Raw genomic sequence first — 23,703 nt, 5'->3', positions numbered from 1 at the left:
CAGGACCTGCGCCGCATCTCCATGCTCCTGCCTCCCTCGGGCACTGTGCGCATCAGTAGGATCGACCAGCGCGCGAACGACGCCTACGCGAACGAGAACACGTCGCGGTACAAACGGGGGCGTCGGTGCCAGGACGTATCAATCGCGAAGGATGAGTGCATCGGTGAGCGTCGTCATCATCAAACGACCACCGCGGATAGTGCCGCCGGCCGTCCCGGACGGCGAGGTCAAACTGGAGACGCCGCCCGAGATTCCTCGCGAGGGCGACGAGAGCATGCTGATGAACCTGCTGCCCATGATGGGCATGCTGGGTTCGGTCGGATTCTTCTTCATGCCGGGTCTGCCGTCGTACATGCGGCTGGTCGGCGGGCTCATGCTGGCCTCCACGCTGGCCATGGCCATCGCCCAGTTCGCCAGGTCCCGGCAGCAGGGCGGCGGAGCCGGCATGGCCCAGGACCGGCGTGACTACTTCCGCTACCTCGAGCAGGTCCGCAAGGACGTGCACAAGACGGCGGAACTGCAGCGGCAGAGCCAGCTGTTCCAGCACCCCGACCCGGAGCAGCTGTGGGCGGTGGCGGCCGACGGCAAGCGGCTGTGGGAACGGCGCCCGACCGACGGGGACTTCGCCTCCGTACGGATCGGCCGCGGCGTCCAGCAGCTCAACACCCCACTCGTCGCGCCGGAGACGGCTCCCAAGGAGGAGCTGGAGCCGCTGACGGCGGCCGCCATGAAGGCCTTCCTCGACGCGCACGGCAGCCTGTCGGACCTGCCGGTGTCCGTGTCGCTGCGCGCCTTCTACCACGTGACGATCTGCGGCGAGACCGACACGGTCTACGGCAACGCCCGTGCCGCGCTCGCCCAGTTGGCGACGCTGCACTCGCCCGAGGACCTGATGATCGCCGTGGTGGCGCACCCCTCCGCGGCGGCGGACTGGGACTGGATCAAGTGGCTGCCGCACAGCCAGCACCCGAAGGCCAAGGACGGAGCGGGCTCGGCCCGGCTTCTCTTCGACGACCTCGGCGAGCTGGAGGAGGCGCTGGCGGACCAGCTGGACGACCGTCCGCGCTGGAACCGTGAGGCGACCCCGGTCTACGACCAGCCGCACCTGATCGTGGTGCTCGACGGCGGCACCGTGCCGCCGGACTCCGAACTCGCCAGCGCCGAGGGCCTCCAGGGCGTCACCTTCCTGGAGATCGCCCCCGGCGAGCTGGAGGAGGAGCTGCGCGCGGGTCTGACGATCTACGCGAAGCCGGAGCGGATGCGGCTGTTCGTCGGCCACGAGTCGGCGTACAGCGGCAAGCCGGACCTGCTGAACCCGGCGCAGGCAGAGTCCCTGGCGCGGCAGCTCGCCCCCTTCCGGGTCGGCTCCGCGGAGGAGGGCGAACCCCTCCTGTCCAACTTGGACTTCACCGACCTCATGGGCATCGGCGACGCGGGAACCGTCGACGTGTCCCGCACCTGGCGTCCGCGCACGCTGCACGAGCGGCTGCGCGTGCCGATCGGTGTCGGCGAGAACGGCGAGCCGGTCATGCTGGACCTCAAGGAGGCCTCGCAGGAGGGCATGGGCCCGCACGGCCTGTGCGTCGGCGCCACCGGTTCCGGTAAGTCCGAGGTGCTGCGTACGCTGGTGCTCGGTCTCGCGGTGACGCACTCCTCGGAGACGTTGAACTTCATCCTCGCGGACTTCAAGGGCGGTGCGACCTTCGCCGGTATGGCGGACATGCCGCACACCGCGGCCGTCATCACCAACCTCGCCGACGACCTCACCCTCGTCGACCGCATGCGTGACTCGATCATGGGTGAGACGCAGCGCCGGCAGGAGCTGCTGCGCTCGGCGGGCAACTACGCCAACCTGCACGACTACGAGAAGGCCCGGGCGGCGGGCGCCGCGCTGGAGCCGCTGGCCTCGCTGGTGATCGTGCTCGACGAGTTCTCCGAACTCCTCACGGCCAAGCCTGACTTCATCGACATGTTCATCCAGATCGGCCGTATCGGCCGTTCGCTGGGCATCCACCTGCTGCTGGCCTCGCAGCGCCTGGAGGAGGGCAAGCTGCGCGGCCTGGACACCTACCTGTCGTACCGGATCGGTCTGCGGACCTTCTCCGCCGCCGAGTCCCGTACGGCGATCGGTGTGCCGGACGCCTACCACCTGCCGTCGATCCCCGGCTCCGGTTACCTGCGCTACGACACCGACACCATGGTCCGCTTCAAGGCGGCGTACGTGTCGGGGCCGTACCACGGCGAAGGCCCGTCCCGGGTGCACCGCTCGACGCAGCTGCGGCCCGCGCTGTTCACGGCGGAGCAGGTGGCGCTGCCCCCGCAGCCGGTGATCGAGGAGCCGGAGCCCGACAACCGGGTGGACGACGCGCTCGCCGACACCGTCCTGGACGTCCTCGTCAGCCGGATGGTCAACCAGGGTCCGCCCGCCCACCAGGTGTGGCTGCCCCCGCTGGAGGAGGCGCCCTCGCTGGAGCAGCTGCTCCCCCAGCTCGCCGTCACTCAGGACCGCGGCCTGACCGCGCCCGACTACACGGCGCTCGGCCGGCTGAACGTGCCGGTCGGCCTGGTGGACAAGCCGTTCGAGCAGCGGCGTGACGTGCTGTACCGGGACTTCTCCGGCGGTGCGGGTCACGGTCTGTTCGTCGGTGGTCCGCAGTCCGGCAAGTCGACGCTGCTGCGCACGCTGATCTCGTCGTTCGCGCTCACCCACACTCCGTCCGAAGTGCAGTTCTACTGCCTGGACTTCGGCGGTGGCGGTCTGATCTCGATGGAGGAGCTCGCCCACGTCGGCGGCGTCGCCAACCGTCTCGACGCCGAGAAGGTGCGCCGTACGGTCAGCGAGGTCGAGGGCATCCTCAACGCGCGCGAGGAGTACTTCCGCGCCAACAACGTCGACTCGATCCAGACCTACCGCCAGCGCCGGAACGCGGGGCACCTGCCCGACCAGCCCTGGGGCGATGTCTTCCTCGTCATCGACGGCTGGGCGACCTTCAAGACGGACTACGAGCTGCTCGAGTCCACCGTCACGGAGATCGCGACGCGCGGCCTCGGCTTCGGTGTGCACGTGATCCTGACGGCGAGCCGCTACACCGAAGTGCGGCCCGCGCTCAAGGACATGCTGCAGAACCGCATCGAGCTGCGGCTCGGTGACCCGACCGAGTCGGAGATCGACCGCAAGGTCGCGCAGAACGTGCCGGCCACCGTGCCGGGCCGTGGTCTGACCCAGGACAAGCTGCACTTCATGGCGGGACTGCCCCGGGTCGACGGCTCCTCGGAGACGGAGGACCTGTCCGAGGCGACGTCGATCCTCATCCGCGGCATCAACGACAACTGGCAGGGCGCCCACGCTCCGGCCGTCCGGCTGCTGCCCACGATGCTGGAGGCGGGCCGGCTGCCCAAGGGCTTCGAGCACCCGGACCGCGGTGTCGCCATCGGCATCGACGAGTCGTCGCTGTCGCCGGTCTTCGTCGACTTCGAGACGGATCCGCTGTTCATCGTGTTCGGTGAGAGCGAGTCGGGTAAGTCCGCGTTGCTGCGGCTGCTCGTCAAGCAGATCACCGAGCGGTACACGCCGGACCAGGCGAAGATCGTCATGGGTGACTACCGCCGGGCCCACCTGGAGGGAGTGCCCGACTCGCACCTGTCGCGGTACTGCGCGTCGGCGCCTGCCCTGACGGAGACGCTGGAGGGCCTTGCCGGTTCCATGAACCGCCGTATGCCGGGCCCGGACGTCACGCCCGAGCAGCTGCGCAACCGCAGCTGGTACAGCAGCCCGGACGCGTTCGTCATCGTCGACGACTACGACCTGGTGGCGACGGGCGGGAACCCGCTGTCCCCGCTCCTGGAGTACCTGCCGTTCGCCCGTGACATCGGTCTGCGCATCATCATCGCGCGCGCCTCGGGCGGTGCGAGCCGGTCGCTGTACGAGCCGGTGATGCAGCGCATGCGCGAGCTCGGTGCCCAGGGCGTCGTGCTCTCCGGCGACCGTACGGAGGGCGCGCTGCTCGGCAACATCACGGCGACGCAACTCCCGCCCGGCCGTGGGTACTTCCACACGCGGCGACGCGGTGGGCAGCTCATTCAGACGGGGTGGCTGCCGCCCCGGTTCTGAGGATCGGTCGCTGTAGCCGCAGGGGCGGTACCCACGTGGGTGCCGCCCCTCTCCCTTGCGCCCGAGGGGCTGGGGCAGGTGGGGGTGCCGACGCTAAGGTGGCGTCGCGACAGAAAAGACGAGCCACGGGGGGCAGTTGTGCCGTCGGACTACATGAACTCCGATCCCGAGGTCCTCAAGACCGAGGGCTTCCACATGTTCAACGTCGGCGTGGACTTCGCCAAGGCCGTGAAGGCCCTGCAGACCGGACTGACCGGCCTCGAGAAGGGCGACACCCCGCCGTGGGGTGACGACGACATCGGCGAGAAGTTCGGCGTCGTCTACGAGGGCCTGCGCGACGGCATGTACGAGTCGATGGCCAGCCTGGCGGAGCGGATCGCCGGGATGGGCGTCGCCTTCGGCAAGATGGGTGTGGCGCACGAGCAGAACGAGGCCGAGCAGGACGCCATCTGGCAGAAGACGATGGCCGAGTACGACGGTCAGGTGGAGGTGCCGTCCGGGGCCATAAAGGGCACCTTGCGCCCTCGCCAGGACCTCTGACCCCTTTGAGTGACCTTCCCCTTGCGCGGCGTGAGAAGCTCCAGCGCAAGTAGGGTGAGACACACACGTCATTCGCACGTCAGGAAGAGGCCCAGCAGCATGACCGAGGCACGGGACAACGAGGTCGCGACTCAGGCCGAGGACATCAAGGCGCGCAAGGAACGGGAGCGGGACGAGCTGTACGCCCTCGACATCTCCGGGGTCGAGTGGCACTGCGCGCCCGGCACCGAGGAGCACGAGGAGCGCGTCGAGATCGCGTACCTGCCCGAGGGCGCGGTGGCCATGCGGTCGTCCCTCGACCCCGGCACCGTGCTGCGGTACACCGAGGCGGAGTGGCGGGCGTTCGTTCTCGGGGCGCGGGACGGGGAGTTCGATCTGGAGCCGGCGCCGCACAATGGGGGTGTGGTGGCCGAGTAGGCCCGCTCCTCCTCGTACGCGAGGGCTTTGGGCCGCCGTCCGCAACACCGGGCGGCGGCTGTTCTCGCAACAGACGGTCGAGAAATTGGTCGAACTGATGGAGCAGGGTCAGCGGGCCCCTTCTCCCAGGACCCCGCAGGCCACCCCCACCATCACGGCCACCATGGCCCAGCGGGTGCGTCCGCGCCGCGCCAATTCCACGCTGAGAGCACAGAAACCGGCGCCCATGCCTGGTGCGACGGCCCAAAGCGCCGTCCGAGAAGCGCTGGTGAGGCACTGGACCGTGACGAAGAGGCAGACCAGCGCCATGATCGCCGCGACCGCCATGACGCTACCGCGGGCATTGCGAACCTCCCGTGACCGTGCCCTCGCGAATCCCGGATCCGGTTGCCCTTGGAAACGCCGCCTGAGGTCGTCCACGTCAGGTCGGATCGGATCGACATCGCCTGGCGTCGGTTCCGACATCTGCGCGTGGGTCTGCCCATACATCTGTGCCTGTTCCCCGTCGTACGTCGCCACGTCAAGGCAGCGTAGTGCGCGTCGTACGGGCCTGGAGCGGCGGGCGAGCAAAAGCGTGAAGGCGTCTCGTACGCAGGGCGGAAGGCGCTCCGGCTGCGTAGGTGAATTCGCTAGGCTCACGCACCATGTTGCCTTCGCACACGCCCTCTCCCGCGCCGGATGCCACGGTCGTACGGACCGGCCGCCGCGGTGCCATGGTCGGACTTCCCTGTTCCGTGCTGCTCATCGCGATGGGCGCCGTCGGCGTCTTCGGTGCTGTCGTGATTGCCACCGGGAACCAGAAGGGCGAGTCCAGTCCAGCGGGGTTCGCCGGTCTTGTGTTCATGGTGGTGCTGGGCGTGGTCGGCGTCTTCCTCTTCCTCGCCAACTGGGCGAATCGCAGGACCAGGATCCTCGTCGACCACACCGGCCTGTGGATCGACAGCGGAAAGCTCCGCAACGTCATCCCCTGGCAGACCCTCGCCGGAGTCGGCCTGTACTGGAGCAAGTTCGGCCGCCAGACGGTCTACTCCCTGGAACTGTTCCCCACCGGCCCCATCGACCGCGACGACCCGGTCCTGTGGACCCTGGTCCGCGACGAGGAGCCGCTGCACCCCAACCTGCCCCGCCTGCGCTACCGCGTCCCCTTCCCCGCCGGCTGCCGACAGGAGATGGTCACGGCGGTCCAGCAGTATGCCCCGCACATCTGGCTCGGCGAGTCCGAGCGGGCGCAGGGGCACATCGGCCGACCTGACGTGAAGGGACACAAGGAGCGGACTCGGGGCCGTACGCAGTGAACGGTCTCGTATCCCGCCACTCCGGACAACGGTGGTGGCCTGCAACGGATTTGTGACAGCTGCCCTTGAAGTTGCCTCCGGGTGAGTCCGTAAACTCTGCGGACGGCTGTACTCCTGTGTGATTTCGCTTGACGGGCGAGGGAGTTGTACGGCCGCAACGGGTGACGGGGGTGCTTTCTGCTGTGGCGATGATGTTGCCGGACGAGCTCGAGTGGGTTCTCGAGATGCTGGGCTATCGCTGGCCGACGGCGAACGAGGACAAGCTCAGAGACTGCGCCGCCGTGTGGCGGCAGTTCGGCGAGCAGGTCACCGACCTGCACACCAAGGCGAACACCAGCGCCGGCCAAGTGATCGAGCACAACGCCGGCGACTCGATCGACAAGTTCCGCAAGACCTACGAGAAGTTCGACGGCGGAGGCGGCCAGGACGGCTACCTCCGCAACGCCGCCGAGGCCGCCTTCCTCATCGCGAACGTGCTGGAGGCCTGCGCCTACCTCGTCGAGTTCGCCAAGTGGGCGGTGATCGCCCAACTCATCGCCCTGGCCATCCAGATCGCAGCCGCCGCTGCCGCCGCACCCTTCACCTTCGGTCTGTCCTCGGTCGCGGGAATGGGCGCCACCCAGGCCGCCCGCATGATCGTCCGGCGCCTCCTGGACGAGCTCAAACAGGCCATGTTCGAGGCGCTCATCGAGACACTGAAGGAACCCGCGATCTCCGCGGTCGAGGCGATGATCACCGACCTCGTCCGACAGACGGTGAACGTCGGCTTCGGCGCCCAAGAGGGCTACGACGTCGGCGCCACCATGAAGGCCGGCGGCGAGGCAGGCCTCGACGCCCTCAGGCAGAGCCCGCAAACCTTCGCCGAGGGCCTCCGGGACAGCCTGGGGCAGAAGGCCGGCAGCCGGGCCCGGCACGCGATCGACAGCCGTATCGACGGGTACGACGGCCCGTCGGGCGGCGACATCGGCAGCGACGGCGGAAACAGCGGGAGCGGTAGCTCCGACAGCAACGGCGACTCCGGGTCGGACAGTTCCAGCTCCTCGTCGTCCGGCTCCTCATCCTCCAACTCTTCGTCCTCCGACTCGAGTTCCTCGGGCTCCGACTCCTCCACGTCGACGCGTTCGAGCAACGGCAGCGGCCCGGGCGTGAACATAGGCAGCGGCATATCCGCCGACACCGGCGGCAACGACATCGGTGCCCCCGATGTGGGTGCGGGCCCCAACTCCAACTCCGGTCCCGGGTCCGACAACGGCAGCCCGTCCTCCTCGGACAGCCCGTACTCGCGGCCGACGCCGTCCACCGGGCCGTCCCTGTCGGACTTCGACGACCCCTCGCCCGGCGGAACCTCACCTGGTGGTGCGGACTCCAACGGTCCGTCCGGCCCGCCGAGCACGTCCGGCCCCTCCCACTCCGGCGGCGGCTCCCCCGTGTCCGGCCTGTCGTCCCCGACAGCACAGTCCGCGCCCACGCCGGCGTCGTCCGGCAGTACGTCGTCCTCGCCCGGGGGCGGCTCGATCGGCACCCAGATCGACGGCCTGGCCGCCACCGCGCCCACGCAGTCCAACGCGGCACCGACGCCGACGACGGCCGACTCGTCCCCCACCGGCACTGGCGGCCGTTCGGACGGCGGCTCGGCCATGCCGACGTCGCCCACGGCACCTTCCACCGGGGGTGCGGCTCCGGGCACGCAACACGCCCCGAGCGGCTCCGGCGGAACCTCATCCGCGACGAGCCCGAATCCCGGCTCCGGCCCGGCGCGGAATGCTCCCGCCAGCACGCCCGGCACGCCGTCCGCCACCGCTGCCACGAGCCCGACCAGCCCGAACACCTCCAACACCGGTCCGGCAAGGACTCCTTCCCCCACTGCGCCGGGCACCACCGCGTCCGCCACAGGAACGGGGCCTGCTTCGACGCCGAGCCCCACCACGTCCTCGACGACGCCGCGGACCGCGCCATCGTCGATGCCCGCGCAGACGCCGGATCCCCGCATATCCGGCTCCGACGGCCGGACGTCAGGTACGGCAGACAGCCGCCTACCGAACCAGAGCACTCCGGGCACGACGCCGGGGGACCGCACACCGCCTCGGACCACCCCGGGCACGACACCGGGCGACCGGACACCTCCCCGAGACGGCGCCGCTACGACACCCGGCGACCGCACCTCGAACCGCGACAACGCCAACACCACGCCCGGCGACCGCACTCCGCCGCGTAACAACGCGGACCCGACCGGCACCCGTACACCCGGCCAGAGCCCGAGCCAGACCACCCCGAACCAGAACCCGGCCCCGTCATCGCCCTCCAGGACGTCGTCCGCATCCACTACTCCGACGACGACGCCTTCCCACTCTCCCAACAACGGCTCTGACCGAGTCTCGACGCCGAGCAGCAACGCCCAGAGTCCGTCAACCCAGCCCGGCCGCGCGCACACACCCGGCACGCCTCCCACCCCCGGCACGCCGAACCAGCCGAGCCCCGGCGCCGGGTCCACCCCGCCGCGGCCTCAGCAGCCCGCAGGCCACACGCACAACACCCCGTCGAACCCGACCCCGAACCCCAACTCCCCGCAGCAGCCGGCCGCGCAGCCCCACAAGCCGGAGAACTCGCCGTCCGACCGAGACCGGCAGCACCAGCAGCAACAAGTGACGGCAGTCCCGATCCACACGGTCGTCACAACCCCGGGTCCCTCGCAGTCACCCTCACACGCGGACCCTGCCACGCCCCAGCACCCGGGTTCGCCCCAGGCCACGCCCAATAACTCCAACAGCCAGAACCACCCCCAGCAGGACAGCCTGGACGACATCCGCGCCGACCTGGACCACGCCCCGGGAGGCCTGTCCCACCCCGACCCCGCCGATCAGCAGGCGCTGGTCGACGCAGTCCCGCACAACGAGGACGGCACCCCACAGCGCTTCCCCGACCCCTTCGGACCGTGGGCCCAGCTCCAGAACGACGGCGGCAACACGGTCCCCGGTCGCAGCAACAACTGTGCCGACTGTTCCCGCTCGTTCCTGGAGACCTGGTACGGCAACCCCCAGGTCTCGGCCCCCCGAACCATCGACCTCGACGAGAACGGCAAGCACAACCCGTTCACCCCCGAGGACAACGCGAACGACAACCAGATCCGCTGGACCGGCGCCTCGCACACCTACGCCGGCCCCGGCGGCGACCCCAACACCGCCAACAACATCGCCTCCACCCTCCAGCAGGCCGGACCCGGCTCAGCAGCCATCGTCCAGGTCGACTGGCCCGGCGGAGGTGGCCACGCCTTCAACGTCGTCAACCACAACGGCAAGATCGTCTGGATCGACACCCAGAGCGGCGAGGTCAGCGACAAGCCGCTCCACATCGACAAGGCGGCACACGTCTGGCACATACCGCTGGACGCCGACCGCAATCCCATCGACACCACCCAGTCCGACGACAAGGACTCCGAGGACTCCAAGAGCCAGAACGACGAGGCTCAGGATCAGAACGGCAACGCGCCCCAGCAGGACAACAGCGAGAACAAGCAGGCCGACCAGGCGGATCCCTCAGGCGAGACGCCGGCACACGCTACCGACGCGGCTCGCGAGTCGGGCTCCAGTCCCGCAGACGGCGACCGGAAGAGCGAGACCGGAAGTAACCGGCTCACGCCCCATGGTCGGGACGACACATCGCCTCCCGTCAGCGGAACTCGCACCAGCGAGACCAGTCCGCACAGCCCCGAACGGACCACGACCACCACGACCGCAACACCCGAGTCGCAGGCGCCTCCCCAGAGCGACCGCTCCAACACCTCCGATCGTTCGGACGATCCACGTGGGCAGGACCCATCGAGCCAGAAGCCACACGCGGACGAACGGAAGGACGCCGAGGGCGACGCCACGGCGCGCCCAGACCGGCAAGCGGAGACGACTCGCGACGAGGTACCCCGAGGCCCCCAGAACCCGGCCGGACCGGACGCCGACCAGCCCGGCGCCCCCTCGGACTCGACCGGCAACAAGGACAACTCCAAGGACCCCGACGACCATCCTTACACCGATCCTCATGACCGAGGTACCAGCGATACCTCAGCCGAAAGCCGCCGTGTCACCGAAGGCGGGCCGGACAGCGATGTCTCGCGCACCCATGAAGCGCCGGAGGCTGACAAAGCCAAGGAGTACGGCATCGAGCCCGACGCGCTGCAGCAACGGCTTCGTAGGGAGCAAAACGTCCATAGGGTCGAGCTCGACCGGGTCCACGACCGACTCGACCGCTGGGCCGAGTCGGGCGCCCTCGCCAACGTCATGCGGGCGACGACCGGCAACGGCCCGCATGCCAATCCTGACGGGTCACGCAGCTTCACCCGGGACCAGCTCAGTAATAGTCTCCCCGGATTCGGTGATCTCTCACGTGGAGAGCAGCAAGCTGTTGTGGCGTCCCTCGCCCGGCTCAGCCTTTCCTTCCACCAGGAACACGCGGTGGGCCGCAGCCCTGAACGGATCCCATATCCCTACCGGAACGACGGCGAAAGCGCCCCCGACAAGGACACCCCGGACCGCGGCGCGAAGCTCTCCAAGGAGTCGATCGGAGTGCGGCTGCATCGCATGGCGATGAACGCACTCTTCAAGAGGGCGGAATTCAAGGCCCTTGAGCCGGAAACGCTCAAGGAACTCAAACGCCACGGACCTGATTTCAGCGGAAAGAACTATGCGGTCCTCGAGGTCCAGGGCCCTCCACCGAAGAACGATGTTCATTACATCGTGGACTCGTCTGTCCCAGCCAACAAGGAGTTGAAGGGCGTACAACCGCGCCACTCGGAGCGACACCTGCTGGACTGGCTCAAGCGCATGGACCCGGACGGATCGAAGTACACGCCTCTCGGCCTGTATACCGAGCGAGAACCGTGCGGAGAGGGCCAGGGCCACGCGAAGTGCTCCGACACCCTCCGGGACGAGCGGTTGAAGGGCATACCGATCCACTACAGCACCACCTACCGTGACGACGCGGTGGGTGTGGAGATACGCGGAGAAATGGCAGATGACAAGAGGGACACGCTCAAGCAGATGAAGGGCATGTCCGACCAGGACTGCAGACAGCTCGCAGAAGAAGTGTGGCGGGAGCACTACAAGGACGACCAAGCGGGCCTCGAAAAGGCGTTGAAGAAGCTTGAGGACAAGAGCGGCGACGCCCTACGCAAGGCCATACGAGGTGAATTCGATACCCAACGCAAGGGGACCTCGACTCATAAGGAGGACGCCATCAAAGCTGAATTTGATCGGCACATCGCCGCCTTGCAAGGAACTTGGAAAAAGCTCCGTGCCGATATTCAGGGATGATCGAACACGGGTAGTTGCCGTTCATCGGCGCTCTTACCCACTCTCCACGCACCACAACTAGGCTGTGCACCATGTCAGATAGCATCAACGCTCTCGTACGGGACCTCTCCGACGATGATCGGAGCGTGTGGCAGACCGCGGAGGCCCGTCTGGTCGCCCTCGGCGCCCAGGTGGTCGACAGTCTGCTGCCCCATGTCGGTGAGGGCGGGTCGTCCCGACTGAAAGGGAGTGCCGAGTCTGTCCTGCAGAGGCTGGGCGACGAGGCATTGCCACGCCTGCGGGAGATCCGACGACAGGGTCCGGGGCGTCTGCGCGGCAATGCCTTGAAAGCCCTGGTCGACTTGGCGGGCGCCGAGAGCCTGGACGAAAGCGACCGAGGTGCCGTGGAGCGACTCGTGCGGATCAAACTCAAGGACGAGCTCCCTGTGAGGCTCCCGTCAGAGGCCGGCCGCTGGCTGGCCTTCCCGGCGGACCGGCTCGACGACGCCGTTGCGGCGCTTGGTCTGCACGATCTTCGGCCGACCACTACCGTCATGGGCGTGGCCGCTGCCACCCAAACGAATGACTACCTGGAGTTCCAGGATTCACAAGGGAAGACACGGACCGCCTACCGGGTGTTCATCACGCCAGCGTTCGAGACCTGGCTCTCGGAAGTGCCGATCCAGAACTGGCGCCTGCTGTGGGGAAATGCGTTCATCGACCAGCTCGACGGCTTCACACTGGCGGACAAACTCAGCGAACGATGCGGTGAGGCCCACTTCTACGTCGTCGACCCCTACAACTCCGCCGAGAACTGGTATGTCGCCCGCGACGGTCGCGGAGTGCGAAGCTTCGGCAGTTACGACCACCCGCGGTTCCAGGGAGAACCCCTGCCCTTCGAGGTGGAGTACAGGGAAGACGCCGACGAGGACGAGGCCGAGGAATACGCCGAGGGCGTTCCGTACGCTCGCACGGCAGCCGACCTCCTCTCCGTGGAACCCGGCCGCATGCCCGCGTCCAGCACTCATGGCCACGGCTGGCTCGCCACCACCCACCCTGACATACCCAACACCCGCTTCAAGGGCGCCCTGCCCATTTGAGGCCCACGTCCGCGCCAGCGGAGGACGGGAATCCATGACCGATTCGACCGACGGCTACGCTCCACACCCCCTCATAGGCGGCCGCACCAACGCCCTGCGTGCGCTCGCTGCCTGGCGCACGGCGCGGCCGGGGGCGCCTCGTGTAGTCGCGCTGACCGGAAACTCCGGCAGTGGGCGTTCGCGGTTGCTCACCGGGTTTCTGATGCTTTGCGACGCCGAGTCCCGCAAGCAACTGGATCTCGATCGGCTCGACCCGTCCTGTGTGCCTCCTGAGCTGCCCGCACCCGCCGCGACGAATGCGCGCGGATTGACAGCCCAGCAATTCCTCTGGGCCCTCGCCGATCACTACGAGCTGGCCGTGGCCCGCAGCGAGGACATTTACGAGGAGCTCGCGGCCATCGGCGAGCCCGTGTCACTCGTGGTTCTGGACGTCGATCAGGCGGGTCCGGTCCGGCACACGGACGAGCCCTCCCGACTCGTACGCCACGTACTCAAGCCGCTCGCCGCCCTCGAGTCGGTCCGCCTGGTGGCGGAGCTGCCGCGGCATCTCGTCACCGAACTGGCCAAGGGCCTTCCGGCGGGCGCTGTGCAAATCATCGATCTCGACGAGCCGCAGTGGGCCGACCCCGAAGGGCTGGTGCGTCACGCGGAGGCGGCACTGAGACCTGCGTTTTCAGGAGCGGACTTGCCGTTCACCGTGGCCCCGGAGACCCGGCACGCCCTCGCCGCAGCCATCGGGCGTCGCGCGAGCACCAGCCCGCTGGTCGTGCAGCTGGCCGTCCAGAGCATTCTCATCGCCCCGGAGAGCGTCGACCCGACCGACGAGGACCGGTTGCCGGCCTCTGTCGGCGAAGCACTGGATCTGCACGCCGGACGGCTCGGCGCCGACCCGCAGACGCTGCGGCTGATGCTGGCCCCGCTCGCCCTTGCCGAGGCCGACGGCATGCCCGTCCGTCTGTGGGCGCGACTGGTAAGCGCGGTGGCCGGGCAGGACATGAGCCACGCCATCGTGAACGGGATGCCGCTCGTCGCCCCCTTCATACAGCCCGTGGAGCGGAAAGCAGACACTGACGGAAACGGAGACGACGAGAACAGCGGGCGGGCGCTGTTGCGCCTCCTGCACCCCGCAATAGGCGACGAGATCCGGGCCGGCCTTCCGAACGTCCGCGCCGCTCAGATGCAGATCGCAATGGCGCTGCTGGAGGCCGTGCCGGAGCAAGACTGGAGCAAGGCCGCCCCATACGTACGCAACCACATCGCCGGCCACACGCTGGCGGCGGGCCTGCTGCCGCAACTCCTCACAGATCCGGGGCTATTCGTCCACGCCGATCCGGTGCCTCTGCGCGCCGCCATCGAGGCCGTCCCGGTCGAGGAGTTGGGCGCACCCGCCCGTACATATCTGCGTGCCGCGCCCCTGCTGACTCGTAACGAGGTCTCCGAGCCCTGGCGTGCCGCTCTGCTGGAGACGGCATTCGTCGAGGATGGACTGCCTGAGTATGCCGAAGCCCTGCACCAACTCGGCTTCGAACTGCCCTGGCAGACCTTGTGGAGCCTGCCCGTCGCCGGCATCCGTGAAGTGACGGTTGGCAGCCTTCCCAACCCCGATGGACCTCCGATCCCAGTGGCGGTGCTCGTCGTGCCACCAGGCACTCCCGGCGCGCGCCTCACGGACGAGGGCGGCGAATCCGCGGTGCTCATTCACGCCCTGGTACCACCGGATGATTTTGCGAGCGTGGACCTCGGGCAGATCCTGCGCCCGTCCGAGGAGGAACGTGATGCCGCCCCTCTGGGGCTGAGCCGCGGCGCCGACTACCTTCGCGTCTGGGACCGCGCGAGCGAGGAGGTCGTGGCCGCACTGATCTCCGACGTCCCGTTCATTTCCGCCGACCTGTCCCCCGACGGAATCCTGGTCGTCGCGACCGAACGCGGGGCGAAGGCCCTCCGCATCCGATGGGTCGACCCGGCGATAGCCTCGTAGGCGCATGCTGCGTGTTCGTTTCCACCCCCTCGACCTCCGCCCACTCTCGACCGACCACCTCGAAGGAGCCTCCCCGTGACCAGCCAGGAGCAGGCGCTCGCCATCGCCGACCGTTGGCTCAACCCGGAAGGCTCGGCGGAGCCGCGGCGCGAGGTCCGGATGCAGGAGTTCGACCTGGGCTGGGTCGTGTGGGCCGCGCCCGCGGAGCCCGAGCGTGAGCCGGTGACCGGGGAGCGTCGGCCGCCCGCCGAGATCGGCGACGCGTGCGGGGTCGTGGACCGCCGTACCGGCGAGCTGACGGTCTGGCCGTCGGTTCCGGTCGACGAGGTGGTGCAGATGTATCGGCAGAAGCATGGGGTCGCGGCACAGGGCGCGAGCTCGCCGGAGGGCGCCCGTCCGGTCACCGGCCCCGGCAACACCGCGGTCTTCACGTACGTCGACCCGGCGAACGGCGAGGAGACCACCCTCTTCCGCACCTCCGCTCCCGGCCTGCCCCCCGCCGAGTACCAGGTGTGGGCCGAGCTGCGGCGGATGAACGTCCCCGTCGACAATGTCGTGGCCATCCACACCGACCTGCGTCCCAGTCTGCTCCCCGGCGGTTACACGGCCGAGCTTCTCAACTCCTTCCGCAACGCCCAGCTCTCCTGCTCACAGACCTATGGCGCCCGTCCCGAGGCCCGTGCGGAGGGTGTCGCGGCGCTGGTCGAGCAGGTCGAGACGATGCACCGGATGGCCGGCCAGCAGCCGCCGCCCCGCCCGCACCGCGTACCGGTTCCCCCGCAGGTGACGCCCGCGGAGCCGATGCGGGACGTGGCGCTCGGACGCCATCTCGTCGAGGTCTTCGGCGAGGACGGCGTACGCCGCTACGACGCCGACGACATCGCCGACAGCCCGCTGCCGGAAGCCGCCAAGGCGACGCTCACCTGGGCCGGGCTGCCGGCCGACCTCCCATTCTTCTTCACCGCCGACCGGCCCGACGCCCCTCCGGCCGGCGGCCTGTTCACCGACGTCGCCACGAATCTGCGCGAGCGGCGCAGCCCGGCCGGCGAGGAGAAGATCGGCGCCCTGGCGCATCTGGTGCGGATCGGCTTCGACGGGGTGGCGGTCGTGGCGGTGCAGTGCCAGCCGGGTTCCGGGCAGCCGGACGGTCTGGGCGCGGTATGGGCGGTGGATCCGGTCACCGCCGAGGCGCGCTACGTCAATGTCTCGACCGCTGCCTTCGCCCGTTCCCTGGCGCTGATCGCCACGGTGCGGCAGCGGATGCAGGGCCTGGACCCGGTCGCGGCGGGCGGGGAAGTGGCGGCGCTGCAGGAGCAGTTGGTGGCTGTCGACGCGTCGGCGCTGGGGAACACGGAGACCTGGTGGTCGCTGATCGTCGAGCAGATGTGGCATGGGCTGTTCTGATCGGGCCTGTGGCCTTCCCCACCGAGACAACTAGGAGAAACGCCCCGTGACTTCCGACAACACGGCACCGCCCACGACCTCCGAGCAGGCCCTCGCCATCGTGCGCAGCCGGTATGCGGAGCCCAAGCTCCCGGACGGCACCCCTGCGGAGCTGCGCGTCGAGGAGTTCGACATCGGCTACCTCGTCTACGCGGTGTTCCCGCCCGTCACGGACGCCGCCGGACGGCCCCAGCCCGCTCCGCCCGGCGGCAGCAAGATCGTCGTCTCGAAGGAGACCGGCGAGACCGTCACCGTACCCAACTACCCGACCGAGACGGCCATCGCGCTGTACCGCAAGCAGCGCCAGTCGTGACGCGTCGGTCGAGCGCGTGATCAGTTGTCCGTGATCAATCGTCCGTGATCAGTACAGCGAGAACCCGCCGCTGTGGCGCCCCTGGTTCTTCTTCCCGGACTGCGAGTACTGGTCCTTGGAGCTGCTGGGGTCGGACTGCCCGGAGGAGGCGTTTCCGCTCGCCGGTGCCTCTCCGTGCCTGATCTGGTCGCGCTCCTCCTCCGACAGTGACTCCCACTGGCCGCGCAGCGACGCCAGGCCTCCGCCCAGTGCACGGGCGACCGCGGGGTCGTCCAGGGCGTCGCGCAGGGCGAGGCGGCCGGAGAGCATCCTCTTGGCCGCCTCCTGCAGGTCCTTGCTGACGCCGTCGGTCTGGGACAGCTGGCGCAGGGCGGAGTTCAGGGAACGAATCTGCTCCGGTTCCAGTGCCTCGTCCAGCACGCCGCGTTCCGGCGAAGAATCCTGCGGGTTCGGTGAGTTCTCCGGTCGCCTGGTCATGTCGCTTCTCCTCGCTGCTCCTTGCCCTTCGTCACCCGCAGTATCCCCCGTCGCGCGCGGATGCCATGCTGGCCCCCGCCCGCGGAAGAGGAGAAAGACCCAAGGGGAGAAAGACCTCAGAGGAGAAGGACTGCATCGTCATGGCTCAGACGCAAGGCACCGGAAGCGGCACAGCAGTCGACCGTTCTCTCACCGGCCTCGTCGGCAGAGCGTTCGGCCGCCTCGGGCGCGCGGGCGGCCTGGTCTTCCTGCTCGCGGGGCTCGTGTTGAGCGGATGGGGTGCGTACGAGGGGGCGTACGCGGCAGGTTGGGCGGGCACGAACGGCACCCTGACGGTGAAGCAGTGCGAGGTGAGCTACCCGAGCAACGCCTCGCGCAGCAGCCGTAAGAACCGTCGGCCCGTGCGCTGCGAGGGCACCTTCGTCTCCGAGGACGGCAAGAGTACGGACGCCCATGCCGCCGTACAGGTCCGGAAACGGTATGCGCCAGGCACCGAGTTGGCGGTGCAGCAGACGGAGCCGTTGACGGCGGCCGACGCGGCGGATGCCGAGTACCTGCAGGCCGGCATGGACCGGGCCTGGCGCTGGTTCGGGGCGTTCTTCGGGGGCTGGGTCCTCACGGGCCTCGGCGTCTTCTGCCTTGCCGCCGGGTTCGCTCCGTTCGGACAGAGCCGTATCTCGTTCGATACGGCGTGGGAGGCGGCGGGGCGGGGAGCGACACGGTCGGTCGTGATCGGGATGATCGGGGTGGGGCTCGTCGGGGCCGGGATGTCGTTCCTGGTCAGCTACTTCTTCTGACAGGGCGCCCCCGATGGCAGTCCTGCCGGGTGTCGGAGGGTCGCCTGCGCCGGTCAACTTCGCGTTGATCTTTGTTCGTCCACTCAACTACGGGGTCTTCCAGGCATGTCGACGCCTCCACCGCAGTACCAGAACCAGCCGCCGTACGGACAGCAGCCGCCTCCCTATGGGCAGCAGCCATCTCCCTACGGGCAGCAGCAGCCGTACGGGTACCCGCAGCAACCACAGCCGCAGGCTCCGCGCGGACCTCAACGGCCGCAGCCGGGCGGTGCGTTGCGGGCTGTGAAGTCCGCCGTCATCGTCCTGGCGGTGTTCGGCGCCGTGGGCTACTGGGTCTGGGACTACAACACCAGCCCCACCGGGGGAAAGGCGAAGGCGGAGGCGTCGGCGTCGGCGGCTGCCGAGGAGGCCAAGACACACGAACCCCAGGTCGGCGACTGCGTCAAGGTCGCGGACCCGCAGGGCAACCCGGTGCCCACCATCGTCGCCTGTGACTCGTCCGAGGCCGAGTACAAGATGGGTGCCCTGCTGCCCGGCCAGGGCCAGGAATGCAGTGCGGAGTACGACTACGGCATCCAGCACTACGACCGCCGGGGCTTCGACTACACGATGTGCTTCACCAAGGTCTGAGCCGGTCTTCGGCTCGCTGACCGAGAACAGGCCGCCGCCCACAGCAGCAGGCGGCCTGTTCGGGCCGATTATGCGGGTGGGAGTGGGTCAGGGCAGCGCATCCGCCAGCGAGGCACCCGCCGCCCCGAGAATGATCGCCATCATGGCCCAGCGGGTGCGAGCGCGCCGGGCCAACTCCACGCTGAGACCGGCGGAAGCGAGGGACAGGCCGTACACCACGGTCCCGATCCCCGTCGGCGTACCGCTGTTGAGACGTCCCACGATCACGAAGAGGCAGACCAGCGCCACCAGCGCCCCGGCAGCCATGAGACCGCCGCGAGCGCTCCGCGCCTGCTGCGACCGCTGTCTCGCGAATCCCGGATCCGATGGTCCAGGGAAACTCGCCCTGACTTCGTCCACGCCGGACAATGCCGACTCGCCCTCGCCGCCTCGCACCTGCATCTGCACCCTTATCTGTACCTGTTCCCCGCCGCGTTCCCGGCCGTCCGTGGTCATGACGAGGCAGCGTAGGTGAATTCGCTAGGCTCACGCACCATGTTGCCTTCGCACATGCCCTCCCCCGCGCCGGATGCCACGGTCATACGGACCGGCCGCCGCGGCGCCATGGTCGGACTTCCCTGTTCCGTGCTGCTCATCGCGATGGGCGCCGTCGGCGTCTTCGGTGCTGTCGTGATTGCCACCGGGAACCAGAAGGGCGAGTCCAGTCCAGCGGGGTTCGCCGGTCTTGTGTTCATGGTGGTGCTGGGCGTGGTCGGCGTGGGCGGCCGCCGGGTGCCCTGAACGCCGCGTATGTTCGGCCCGGCCCCCTGGGCGACCCGGTCATCGCCCCTGAGGACTATCTCCCTGGCCGGCACGCTGTTTCCGCTCGGGGGGAATGGGACGAGCGATACCGAGTCTGGGACGCCGAAACCGGCGAGGAGCTGGCCGGCCCCTGGCCGGAGGCGATGCCGGCACCGGGGCACCGCGAGCCGCTCTGGCTCACCGACATGGCACGCAACGTCACACCCGACTGGGACGATCTGACCGTGTTCGACAGCTTGGAACTCCCCTTCGTGTCGGGTCAGGTGAGGGTGGGCGACCTCCTGGTCGTGACGGGGCTCGGCGGCATTTTCGCGGTCGAGCCCCACGACCCCGCCATAAGTCCGCGCATCAGCAAGGTCCACGGGGAGCCGCTCTTCGACGACTCCGGTTTCCTCCCCGCACTCCACCGCGGGACAGCACGACGCCGAGGCTCGTACGACCCCGACCTCTTCGAACCGGGCGTCGTACGTCGCCTGCCCACCGGCCTGCTGCCCGAGGGGTTGACGGACGCCGAGGCGCGCCGCGTTCTCACGGACGTCGGACTGCCCGCCTTCGAAGGCGCCGCAATCCGGCTCGATGCTCTGGACTAAGTGGGTCTGCCCCGGCTCGCCCCTGGCGACCTGCCGGCAGACGCCGTCCCAGGTGCGTACTACAAGATCGGTACGTGGGGTGCCGGCAACCTGGCCCTACACGGTGGAACGGGGCAGGTCGTCCTGTTCGGTGCGGCCGACTGGAGCAGCGCGGAAGACGACTTCGATGCCTACTTCGACGACGAGCCCGACGACGACGGAGAGCAGGAAAGCAGCGCCGTGTTGATCGCCGACAGCCTGGCCGCGTTCATCGACCTGCTCCAGCACTACCTGGTGGCCCGGTGCATGCTGGCCGCGGCGGGGAGCCGTATCGAGCGCGTCGCGATCAGAGACGATCTGGAGGACACACTGGCCGACCTCGACGACGCAGACATTGACGCCAATTTCTGGACTGCTGCACGCGAACCACCGACTGACCGATCCCCCCTGGCGGACCCGCATGAGTACCACCCCGAACCCGGATGAAGTCACGGCAGAACTCGCGCTGAACCGTGCGCTGCGGTGGATCGACCGGCCTCGCGACACCAGCGCCTGGCTGTGGATCGGCGGGCGCGCAGGCAGCGGCAGAACGGCGCTGCTGCGCGAGGTCGTTGCCCGTCATCCGGCCGCGGCCCACGTCGACTGCGCCGGCAGATCCGCGGAGGAGGTGGCCCGAGACGTGGCGACGGCCCTTGGCATCGCCGCCACTGACTCATTCAAGGGCAACTTCGCCGCCGTGGCCGGCCGGATCAGCGACGACCCCGTGGTCGTACTCGCGAACACGCAGTGGGCGGGCCGGTTGCGCACCTCGCGCGAGCCGGAGCGTGTGCTCGATCAGGTGGCACGGGCGCTGATCGAGCACCATCGGCGTGGGCTGCGGATGCGCTTGCTGGTGGAAGTCGACGATGCTCCGGGCAGGGCCGTCGAGTTGGGCGGACGGCATCTGACGCTGCAGGGGGGTTTCGAGGGCATGCCCGCCTTGGCGGAGTCGGACGAGGATGCGGCCCTGTCGTCCGCCCTCCGTGCGCTGGCGTTGGCCGAGCACCGCTTCGTTCCTCTCCCCGTGTGGTCCCTGCTCTGCTCCGCCCTCGGCCAAGAGGTCCCCGAGTCCCGGCTGGAGTCGCTGCTCGGCGACCCCGCGGCTCGGGACTGGATCCACCGGACGGACGACGGGACAGGCACTCCCCTCATCTCCTTCAAGCAGGAGGCAGCGGCCCGGCAACTGCGTGCGCAGATGCCCGCCGAGGAGGCCAGGTCCTGGCACGCGCGCGCAGTCACCGCACTGTCGGCCGCAGACGCCCCCGAGGCGACACGCTGGTACGCCGAGCGGGCCCTGGCCGGTCATGCTGCGGCAGCCGACCAGTTCGAGGCATTCCTCAAAGACACCACGGCAGTCGCCGGGGTCGGCCACGAGTCGCTCTTCGAGGCGTTCGAGGCCGCGTTCCATGCACGGCCCATCCCGCAGGGAAGTGCCGCGGCCCGACTCCACTACATGGCGCGCCGTGGCGTTCAGCCTTCGTCCCAGGGTGAGTGGCTGGCGCTGTTGCACCTGACCCTGATGCAGGCCGGACCGACGCAGGAAGCAGCCGCCGACCGGCTCCTGTCGGCGGCCGGCCCCGTGGCCCTGCCCTGGCGGACGCTCTGGGCCGAAGGCGTCGGTGCCGGCGTGTTCAGCACGGACGCAGTGGTCAGGCGCCCCATCGTCCAGACGCTTCAGATCGTGCACACCCCGACCGGCGATGTGGTCACAGCCCGCACACGCCGCGACCACATCGGCACCTGGGACCTGACCACGGGCACGCCCCGCCCCGAGCCCGATGAGGCCGCGGACACCTCCGACACCACGCAGGCGGATCAGGGGCCCCGAGGGTGGCGCCCCGCCGGAGCCGCCAGCGGGGAAGTGGATCTGCCCCGCATGCCCCAGTACATCCGTGAAGGCGTGCGCTCGGGCCATCGCGTCGCCCTGGCCACCATGGACGGGGTTTGTGTGGTCGAGATCAACCAGAACGCCGGACACGAAAACGCACCAGGCCTCCTCAAGCGTCTGGTGGCCACCGGCACGACGCGTGCTCGGGCCGACCTGCCCGCCCAGGCCCTGGCCCCCACGACCGATTGGCTGACGGACGTCTTCGGATCCGCGGCGGTCAAACTGTTCCCGCAGGAGAGCCTGCCGGCCGCCCTCTCCGACAGCGCCGCACGCGCCTTCCTCTCCGAAGTCGGCTTCCCCTGTGTCACCGGCTTCCTCGAACTCGAGACCACCGACCTTGAGGACACCGGCCTGCACCAGGTTGCCGAACCCTTCGGCAAGCCGGACGAGGCGGAGTCCACGTACTTCTTCCTCGGCAGCTGGCAAGGTGCGCGACTCCTCCTCGACGGCCGCGACGGGCGCGTGCTGCAGGACGGTTCGTCGGGGATCGACGACGCCCTGGCCGGAAGCAGTCTCGGCCAGTTCGTCGCAATGGTCCGCCTCTACTACTGGTGGCGCGCCTCCTGGTGGTCGATCGAGGACACGGAGACGGATCTACGCCACTGGCTGCACCGCATCGACCCTCAGGCTTTCCGAACACAGGGCTGGCAAAGAGTCTTCGAGGACTACAACTTCGACGATCTGGTCTGATGGAGCGGGCGGAATTCGAGCCTCGCGGAGAAGCGACGAGGATATGTACCGCTTCCGTGGTGAGCTCGTAAGGGTCCGGGATACAGCGCAGGCCGACGACGATCGCTGGGTGCTGGGCGGCAGCAGGGGGGCTCTTCGCCGTGGACATGCTGCAGACAAGGAGCCGGGAGGAGGGCGGCCGCGCCGGCCCAGCCCGCATGTCCGTCCCTGTCCGTCGTGCGGCCATCTGGCCCATGCCCGCCGCGCTTCTCGCGGCCGGAGGGCACGATCGGTCCTGGTTCGCGAGCAGCTGCGGCGAGCAGGCACCCCGCCGGCTTGAGTCAACCGCCATCCGTGCCGGGCTCGTCCACCCGCAATCGCCCGCCACCCTGACTTACCACGCCTTCCACGCTCTTGACAGCGGCGAGCCGAGAATCCTGACCACCGTGGCCCTTGACCGGGCCGGCCTGGAAACCACCCAGGCATTGGGCACCTCGAGCCCAGCTACCACTTGGGGAGCTGGCTCGGCGAGGAAGTGGTCATGGACGGTGATTCCGGCCGGGTGCTGATGGCCTCTGTCGCCGGAACGCACCTACTCGGCAGCAGCCTGCGGCAGTTCATGACCTTGGTGGGTCCTCCAGCGCCGCGATCAGTTCGTCGAGTACGGACGTGTTCCGTACGAAGTCCGAGACGGCGTACCAGGTGACCGCCATGACAACCAACAGGCGGCCGGGACGGTCCGCCGCTTTGGCGGACCGCAGCTCCCCCGCCTGAAGGGAGATCTCCTCGTCGATGTCGGCCCCCGGCTCCGGGTGGCCGTGCAGCATGGCGGACAGAGTGTCGATGGTGTCCTGTGCCCCCACCGGCAGACGGGGCGGGACATCCGCGGCCGAGCCGGGTTCGATGATGTCCAGGGCGATCCGCGCGAGTCCGGCGATATTGCGCGGGCAGAGCCACGGCTCACGGGGATGGTTCTCATCCCATGCGGCGTTCGGGTCGGAGAGGCTGCACAACTGCCTGGCGAGGGCCTCGTCGAACTCCGCTTCTTGCTCCCGGTAGGGATGCGTCTCGTGCTCGCAGGGCCGGTCGCGCAGGGCGCCGTCGGCCGCCTCCAGTGCTGCTCTGGCCTCCGGCGCGACTCCGGCACCCGGTGCCCAGGCGAGATAGGGGGCCGTCATCAGGAGACCGGTCGTCCACACGTACGCCGACGCCCCGCCGGGGTCTGCCGCGACCCGCGCGGCGCAGTCGAGGATCCTCCTGTCGTACGCGTCGTTGAGCGTGTCGTCGTAATCCTCCCGGATTTCCTCCCAGGAGCGGGCGAGTTCATCGATCGGCACGTCGTCGGTGATCACCGAGT

The 23,703-nt window shown here is 69.0% G+C and carries 19 protein-coding genes; 15 read left to right on the top strand and 4 right to left on the bottom strand.

Features of this window, described 5'->3' with window-relative positions:
* Positions 1-163: 163 nt before the first annotated feature.
* The 3 genes from eccCa to ACQEV2_RS31240 all read left to right on the top strand — a co-directional run bounded on the left by eccCa (position 164) and on the right by ACQEV2_RS31240 (position 5,068).
* Positions 164-4,111 (top strand): type VII secretion protein EccCa, encoded by a 3,948-nt coding sequence (eccCa, locus tag ACQEV2_RS31250; protein WP_433048830.1) that lies wholly within the window; start codon positions 164-166, stop codon positions 4,109-4,111.
* A 153-nt stretch (positions 4,112-4,264) separates the two neighbouring features.
* Positions 4,265-4,651: a hypothetical protein gene (locus ACQEV2_RS31245; protein WP_433048827.1), complete on the top strand. Its 387-nt coding sequence runs from the start codon at positions 4,265-4,267 to the stop codon at positions 4,649-4,651.
* 99 nt (positions 4,652-4,750) lie between these two features.
* Complete coding sequence (locus tag ACQEV2_RS31240) at positions 4,751-5,068, top strand: DUF397 domain-containing protein (RefSeq protein WP_433048824.1); 318 nt, start codon at positions 4,751-4,753, stop codon at positions 5,066-5,068.
* Positions 5,069-5,176: 108 nt separating this feature from the next.
* Here ACQEV2_RS31240 and ACQEV2_RS31235 read toward each other — a convergent pair whose 3' ends face one another.
* Positions 5,177-5,587 carry a hypothetical protein gene (locus tag ACQEV2_RS31235; RefSeq protein ID WP_433048821.1) on the bottom strand — a complete coding sequence of 137 codons (411 nt, stop codon included), beginning with the start codon at positions 5,585-5,587 and terminating at the stop codon, positions 5,177-5,179.
* Between the two features lie 125 nt (positions 5,588-5,712).
* Between ACQEV2_RS31235 and ACQEV2_RS31230 the strand changes: the two genes are divergently transcribed.
* The 6 genes from ACQEV2_RS31230 to ACQEV2_RS31205 all read left to right on the top strand — a co-directional run bounded on the left by ACQEV2_RS31230 (position 5,713) and on the right by ACQEV2_RS31205 (position 16,476).
* Entirely contained in the window at positions 5,713-6,363 is a 651-nt protein-coding gene (locus ACQEV2_RS31230) for a hypothetical protein (RefSeq protein ID WP_433048818.1), read from the top strand.
* A gap of 188 nt (positions 6,364-6,551) precedes the next feature.
* Positions 6,552-11,663, top strand: a complete 5,112-nt coding sequence (locus ACQEV2_RS31225) for a toxin glutamine deamidase domain-containing protein (RefSeq protein WP_433048815.1) — start codon at positions 6,552-6,554, stop codon at positions 11,661-11,663.
* A 125-nt stretch (positions 11,664-11,788) separates the two neighbouring features.
* Complete coding sequence (locus ACQEV2_RS31220) at positions 11,789-12,742, top strand: hypothetical protein (protein ID WP_433048812.1); 954 nt, start codon at positions 11,789-11,791, stop codon at positions 12,740-12,742.
* A 184-nt stretch (positions 12,743-12,926) separates the two neighbouring features.
* Positions 12,927-14,720, top strand: a complete 1,794-nt coding sequence (locus ACQEV2_RS31215) for an ATP-binding protein (protein WP_433048810.1) — start codon at positions 12,927-12,929, stop codon at positions 14,718-14,720.
* Between the two features lie 75 nt (positions 14,721-14,795).
* Positions 14,796-16,124 (top strand): SUKH-4 family immunity protein, encoded by a 1,329-nt coding sequence (locus tag ACQEV2_RS31210; RefSeq protein ID WP_433048807.1) that lies wholly within the window; start codon positions 14,796-14,798, stop codon positions 16,122-16,124.
* A gap of 46 nt (positions 16,125-16,170) precedes the next feature.
* A complete protein-coding gene (locus ACQEV2_RS31205) occupies positions 16,171-16,476 on the top strand; it encodes a hypothetical protein (protein ID WP_433048805.1) in 306 nt (101 codons plus the stop codon).
* A 48-nt stretch (positions 16,477-16,524) separates the two neighbouring features.
* Here the strand turns inward: ACQEV2_RS31205 and ACQEV2_RS31200 are convergent, their stop codons facing one another.
* Positions 16,525-16,953, bottom strand: a complete 429-nt coding sequence (locus tag ACQEV2_RS31200; RefSeq protein ID WP_433048803.1) for a hypothetical protein — start codon at positions 16,951-16,953, stop codon at positions 16,525-16,527.
* 140 nt (positions 16,954-17,093) lie between these two features.
* Between ACQEV2_RS31200 and ACQEV2_RS31195 the strand changes: the two genes are divergently transcribed.
* Complete coding sequence (locus ACQEV2_RS31195) at positions 17,094-17,750, top strand: hypothetical protein (protein ID WP_433048800.1); 657 nt, start codon at positions 17,094-17,096, stop codon at positions 17,748-17,750.
* Between the two features lie 105 nt (positions 17,751-17,855).
* Entirely contained in the window at positions 17,856-18,380 is a 525-nt protein-coding gene (locus tag ACQEV2_RS31190; protein ID WP_433048797.1) for an LppU/SCO3897 family protein, read from the top strand.
* Positions 18,381-18,467: 87 nt separating this feature from the next.
* Here ACQEV2_RS31190 and ACQEV2_RS31185 read toward each other — a convergent pair whose 3' ends face one another.
* A complete protein-coding gene (locus ACQEV2_RS31185) occupies positions 18,468-18,686 on the bottom strand; it encodes a hypothetical protein (RefSeq protein ID WP_433048794.1) in 219 nt (72 codons plus the stop codon).
* A 243-nt stretch (positions 18,687-18,929) separates the two neighbouring features.
* Here ACQEV2_RS31185 and ACQEV2_RS31180 point away from each other — a divergent pair, with 243 nt between their 5' ends.
* The 4 genes from ACQEV2_RS31180 to ACQEV2_RS31165 all read left to right on the top strand — a co-directional run bounded on the left by ACQEV2_RS31180 (position 18,930) and on the right by ACQEV2_RS31165 (position 22,367).
* Positions 18,930-19,160 (top strand): hypothetical protein, encoded by a 231-nt coding sequence (locus ACQEV2_RS31180; RefSeq protein ID WP_433048791.1) that lies wholly within the window; start codon positions 18,930-18,932, stop codon positions 19,158-19,160.
* A gap of 206 nt (positions 19,161-19,366) precedes the next feature.
* Positions 19,367-19,771 carry a hypothetical protein gene (locus tag ACQEV2_RS31175; protein WP_433048788.1) on the top strand — a complete coding sequence of 135 codons (405 nt, stop codon included), beginning with the start codon at positions 19,367-19,369 and terminating at the stop codon, positions 19,769-19,771.
* The gene (locus tag ACQEV2_RS31170; RefSeq protein ID WP_433048786.1) at positions 19,772-20,236 is read left to right on the top strand and encodes a hypothetical protein; all 465 of its coding nucleotides are present in this window, start codon (positions 19,772-19,774) and stop codon (positions 20,234-20,236) included.
* Complete coding sequence (locus ACQEV2_RS31165; protein WP_433048783.1) at positions 20,211-22,367, top strand: SUKH-4 family immunity protein; 2,157 nt, start codon at positions 20,211-20,213, stop codon at positions 22,365-22,367. Before ACQEV2_RS31170 ends, ACQEV2_RS31165 begins: the two co-directional genes overlap by 26 nt.
* Positions 22,368-22,963: 596 nt before the next feature.
* Here ACQEV2_RS31165 and ACQEV2_RS31160 read toward each other — a convergent pair.
* Positions 22,964-23,698 carry a hypothetical protein gene (locus ACQEV2_RS31160; RefSeq protein ID WP_433048780.1) on the bottom strand — a complete coding sequence of 245 codons (735 nt, stop codon included), beginning with the start codon at positions 23,696-23,698 and terminating at the stop codon, positions 22,964-22,966.
* Positions 23,699-23,703 lie beyond the last annotated feature (5 nt).

The organism is Streptomyces sp. CA-251387 (genome assembly GCF_050936625.1).
Classification (GTDB): domain Bacteria; phylum Actinomycetota; class Actinomycetes; order Streptomycetales; family Streptomycetaceae; genus Streptomyces.
This window is presented reverse-complemented; position numbering and strand designations above follow the sequence as displayed.